The 5,163-nt window shown below is 38.4% G+C and carries 5 protein-coding genes; 4 read left to right on the top strand and 1 reads right to left on the bottom strand.

Going from position 1 to position 5,163, the window contains the following annotated elements:
• The coding region (locus V5N63_RS06805; RefSeq protein ID WP_332033339.1) for an aconitate hydratase at positions 1 to 1,651 on the bottom strand (1,651 nt) is incomplete at its 3' end.
• 536 nt (positions 1,652 to 2,187) lie between these two features.
• Here V5N63_RS06805 and V5N63_RS06800 point away from each other — a divergent pair.
• From V5N63_RS06800 to V5N63_RS06785, 4 genes are all read left to right on the top strand, one after another.
• A complete protein-coding gene (locus tag V5N63_RS06800) occupies positions 2,188 to 2,829 on the top strand; it encodes a hypothetical protein (protein WP_332033338.1) in 642 nt (213 codons plus the stop codon).
• Positions 2,830 to 2,920: 91 nt separating this feature from the next.
• On the top strand, positions 2,921 to 3,298 hold the full coding sequence (locus V5N63_RS06795) for a DUF2752 domain-containing protein (RefSeq protein ID WP_332033337.1): 378 nt from the start codon (positions 2,921 to 2,923) through the stop codon (positions 3,296 to 3,298).
• A 38-nt stretch (positions 3,299 to 3,336) separates the two neighbouring features.
• Positions 3,337 to 4,077, top strand: a complete 741-nt coding sequence (locus V5N63_RS06790) for a WG repeat-containing protein (RefSeq protein WP_332033336.1) — start codon at positions 3,337 to 3,339, stop codon at positions 4,075 to 4,077.
• A 170-nt stretch (positions 4,078 to 4,247) separates the two neighbouring features.
• A partial coding sequence (locus tag V5N63_RS06785) for a TonB-dependent receptor plug domain-containing protein (protein ID WP_332033335.1) occupies positions 4,248 to 5,163 on the top strand: 916 nt, incomplete at its 3' end.

Here is a 5,163-nt window from a genome sequence, read left to right as displayed (position 1 = left end):
CGTCCCAAGGCTGGAAAGGCTCCAGCAACTGAAGTCTGTCGGAATCCGGGTTCACGACAACCTGCACTGAGGAACCGTCTTCTGAAGGCGCCTGATAACCGTTGTCATCTACCGCGAAACCTTTTTCAGGTAGTTCAAAGCCTTTAGGCTCATCCAGTTTAATCTGCTCGCCGTTTTGGTTGGTTAAGGTATCGGTAATCGGGTTAAAATCAAGTCTTCCCGAGATTGCTACTGCAGCTACCATTTCCGGAGACGCTACGAAAGCGTGGGTATTTGGGTTACCATCGGCTCTTTTTGCAAAGTTTCTGTTGAAAGAGTGAATGATTGAGTTTTTCTCGCCTTTTTCAGCACCTTCACGATCCCACTGACCGATACAAGGTCCGCATGCATTGGTAAAGATTCTTGCTGAATCAAACTTTCTAAATGAGTTAAGGAAACCATCTCTTTCTGCGGTGAATTTCACCTGCTCAGAACCTGGGTTAATCCCGAGAATTGCTTTTGGTTTCACTCCTTTAGCCACTGCGTCTTCAACAATTGAAGCGGCTCTTGATAAATCTTCGTAAGATGAGTTGGTACATGAACCGATCAGTGCCCATTCCACATCAAGCGGCCAGCCGTTAGCTTCAGCTTTTGCTCGGAATTCTGAAACAGGAGTTGCCAAATCCGGTGTGAAAGGTCCGTTTAAGTGCGGTGCCAGTTCATCAAGATTAATTTCAATCACCTGATCGAAATACTGTTCAGGGTTTGCATAAACTTCAGCATCACCTGTCAAGTGTTCTGCAATAGCATCAGCAGCATCTACCACATCCTGTCTTCCGGTTGCAGCTAAATATCTTCTCATGGAATCATCGTACCCGAACGTTGAAGTCGTCGCGCCAATCTCGGCACCCATGTTACAGATAGTTCCTTTTCCTGTTGCAGAAAGGTTTTGCGCACCTTCACCGAAATATTCAACGATACAGCCTGTTCCACCTTTTACGGTAAGAATTCCAGCTACTTTTAAAATCACATCTTTTGCAGAAGTCCATCCGTTGAGTTTACCTGTTAATTTTACACCAATTAATTTAGGCATTTTCAGTTCCCAGGCCATTCCGGCCATTACATCTACTGCATCGGCACCACCAACACCAATGGCAACCATTCCTAAACCACCTGCATTCACTGTGTGAGAATCGGTACCGATCATCATTCCACCAGGGAACGCATAATTTTCAAGCACCACCTGGTGAATAATACCTGCTCCCGGTTTCCAGAAACCGATGCCGTATTTATCGCAAACTGAACTTAAGAAATTGAAAACTTCTGAGTTTTTATTGATTCCTTCCTGCAAATCTGCTTCAGCACCCACTCTTGCCTGAATAAGGTGATCGGCATGCGCTGTCGATGGAACTGCCACTTTGGATTTACCTGCCTGCATGAACTGTAAAAGTGCCATCTGCGCGGTAGCATCCTGCATCGCAACACGGTCCGGAGCGAAATCTACATAAGAATTCCCTCTTTCGTAAGCATGGGTTGCATTGCCTTCCCAAAGGTGTGTATAAAGGATTTTTTCAGAAAGTGTCAACGGTTTTCCCACGACTGCTCTTGCTGCAGCAACCCTTTCAGGATAACGCTCATACACTTTTTTGATCATGTCAATGTCGAAAGTCATATCTGTTTTTTTTTGTTAAAATTAAAGAAGCTCAAAAATACAAAATTTTAACCTTAAAACTGATGAATATCATTTAGATTAAATATAAATACTATGCTGAGAATCTATTTTCGGTGATTCTTAAAAAAAACTGAGGTGAAGTTTTAAAGCAAAACTTTTCTTATATAAGTATGGGCAGCCTTTGCGGTTGTTTTTCAGGAAGAGTAAAGACTGCAGAGCCTCTTGAACCGGAAGTTTCGTTAGATTGCCATAGTCCGTTGGGTGTCTTAACCTCTTATTGAAAATCATGTACTGAAGTTCAGTCTTCGTTTGACCTTCATTGGGTTTACTTCGCTCAAATATAATTAATAATCCTGAATGGACTATACAACTTGAGGCGTCCTTACGAAACTGCCAGCGACTTAGTTAGCAACATTTTTTCTGGATAATAGTTCTTTTGTGCAGATTTTTTGGATTTCAGCTAAGTTGCTTATATTTGAGTGTTAGTAGATATGCTTTAAACAATATTGCTTCCTAAATTAATCTCATCAACTACTATGAAATTTAAAATAATTTTTTCTTTTCTTCTCATTACCAATTTTATCATTGCTCAAGAAATGCAATATCAGTCAATTAAGAAAGGAGATTTTCCTGATGGTGTTTACAAAACTTTAGATGATGTACTAAAAAAACAACCAACATCGACAGATGAAATTTATTTTGAAACAAATGCAAAATATGATAATAATAATTTGCCTGAAAAAGCATTCTTCTACTTCAAAAAAAACAAGAAAAAAATTAATCTTCCATTAGCCGTTTCATATAAAGGTGAAATGTATTTTCAAACTTATAGAAAATATACGAACAAAAGAGATAAAGGCTATGATCCAGATGCATACTCAAGATTTTGTAAAGTAACAAATTACGGAAGATTCATTTATTTTGAAGAAAATATGAGAGGGATGTTTAGTAAATTCGCATTAGGAGCAATAAATCCTGTAACATATTCTATTAACGGCAGTACGAAAGGAATTGTATTGGACTTAGGAAATAAAGAATTTAATATGTTAAGAGACTGTAAAGATTTAAATGATTTTCTAAAGCAAAATAACATTCCCGAAATTGAATGTGATTCAGATCAATTCTCAATTGCAGATTTACGAGCAAAAATTGATGAAATTAATAAACCATATCAATAAAAACCTCTTCTGCTAATAAGTGATCTTTCATATTGTCTGGAAAATAAGGCAAATAAATTTAATAGCCACCTATTGCATACAAAAACAGATAATGATCATCAACAAACAATCTAATTTACTAATCGCGGTTTCCCTTGTACTTATCTTGGGACTTATTTATTTCAGCTATAATCCTGCGAACACTCAGTTTTTCCCGAGATGTCCGGTAAATTATGTTACAGGCTTAAGTTGCCCCGGTTGTGGCTCTCAGCGGGCCATTCATGAACTTCTTCATCTCAATTTCAAAGAAGCTTTCGCATACAATCCTTTACTGGTCGCCTCCATTCCCTATATCACTTTAGGCATTGCTTTTAGTACTGAAAGTTTAAAAACCCGCTATCCAAAAACGAGAAAATTACTGTATGGGCAAAACGCATTGTATGTTATTATGGCCATATTGGTTTTGTTCTTTATTTTCAGAAACATTTAAAACGTTATTTTTGGACCTAAGTTTGCAAAAAGAAAGTCATGAAGAACGTTTTAAGTTTGATTTTAATCAGCTTCGCCCTGATGTTATCTGGTCAGAAACACAATGTCGCTAAAAAGAAGGTTACAAAAACAGTTTCAGCGAGAACCAATCCCGATTTGGTGAAGGTAAATGATTCCATTCCGGCACTTATTCCGCAAAACATCAACGGTAAATACGGTTTTGTCAATCAAAAGGGAAAAGTGATCATTAAACCAGAGTACAGCAATGTCGGATTTTTTACGGAAGACTGCAATCTGCTGAATTCTCCTAATCCAAAAGTGAAGAGATTCGGATCTTCTAAATATGCATCTGTTCATTTAAATGGTCAGGATTTCCGTATCAATGAATCCGGAACGCTGGTTTATCAGTTCAAAAAAAGCGATTTAGGACCATGTACGCCTGAATTTAAAGCACAGATTTTTCATGCCTACGTTATGAATCACGCCTATGGAATTATCGAAGATTCTAAATTTGAAAATCCCGGAGATTACCGGCAGTTTACAATCTATCCGCAGTACGATTACCTGCATATTCTGGAAGGTGATGATCTCAAAAATCCGATGATTATTGCGTCGTACAAAAATAAATTTGGGGTAATCGACATCAATAATAAAGTGGTGATCCCTTTCGAATACAGCGATATTAAAAGAAATTTCAGCTGGAAGCTCGCGCGGCTTTTTGAAGTGACCAAAGACGGAAAAAATTATTATTACGTAGATTCCAATAATATTCGCTATTAATTAAAAATTTTGTACTTTCGCCGCTGAAAATAAAGGGGTGCTGTAAAAAGCTGAGATTATACCCAATGAACCTAGAACAGGTAATGCTGTTTAGGGAGCGGTCTGCGGACCTATTTATTGTATAATTTTTTTCGACCCCTTTTATTCAATTAATCTTAAAAATTAAAAGAATGAAAGGATTTATTTATTTAGGACTTTTCGCTGGTCCTTTTTACCTTGCACAATCGACGCAAGACACTTTGAAAATTCACGAAATCGAAAGTGTGAATTTCACAAAAAGATTACCGGTTTCCAAAGAAATTATCAACGTTGAAAAGGATTTGGGGATCAAAAATCTCGGTCAGGATCTACCGGTTTTGCTCAAGAATCAAACTTCAGTCATTTCAACTTCAGATGCCGGAAACGGAGTAGGCTACACCGGTTTCAGAATCCGTGGGGTCGGCGGCAACGGAATTAATGTTATGCTGAACGGCGTGCCTTATAACGATTCCGAATCTCAGGGAACCTTTTTTGTGAATGTTCCGGACTTAACAAGTTCTGCATCGCAAATTGTGATCCAGCGAGGCGTAGGAACTTCCACCAACGGAGTTTCGGCATTTGGAGCAAGTGTGAACGTGATTTCTAAAAATCCGGATGAAAAATTTTATGTGAAATCGGATAACAGTTACGGCTCTTTCAATACCTATAAATATTCCGCAGAAGTAGGTTCCGGTAAATTCTGGAAAGACCGGCTTTCATTGATGGGGCGTTACACTAATATTCATTCGGATGGGTATATCGACCGGGCTTTTTCTGATCTTAATTCTTACAACTTTACCGGGCTTTTTGAAGAAAACAGAACGAAAATCCGGCTCATGGCTTTTGGAGGAAAAGAAAAAACTTATCAGGCTTGGAACGGCGTTGATAAAACAACCTGGGAAACTACTCCTAAATTCAATTATTCAGGAGCGATCTATGATCAGAATTGGGAAAATATCATCGGTTTTTATGATAATGAAACCGACAATTACCGCCAAAATCATTATCAGCTCTTGTGGGAGCAGAACCTTAGTGACCGCTGGAATCTGGAAACTACTTTCCATTATA

It is taken from the genome of Kaistella sp. (assembly GCF_032060305.1).
GTDB lineage: Bacteria > Bacteroidota > Bacteroidia > Flavobacteriales > Weeksellaceae > Kaistella > Kaistella yananensis.
The sequence above is the reverse complement of the archived record's forward strand: the minus strand, read 5'-3'. Positions and strand labels throughout refer to the sequence as shown.

Coding starts and splice junctions, on each gene's coding strand:
- V5N63_RS06800 (WP_332033338.1), top strand. CDS start 2,188: ATGAAATTTAAAATAATTTTTTCTTTTCTTCTCATTACCAATTTTATC.
- V5N63_RS06795 (WP_332033337.1), top strand. CDS start 2,921: ATGATCATCAACAAACAATCTAATTTACTAATCGCGGTTTCCCTTGTA.
- V5N63_RS06790 (WP_332033336.1), top strand. CDS start 3,337: ATGAAGAACGTTTTAAGTTTGATTTTAATCAGCTTCGCCCTGATGTTA.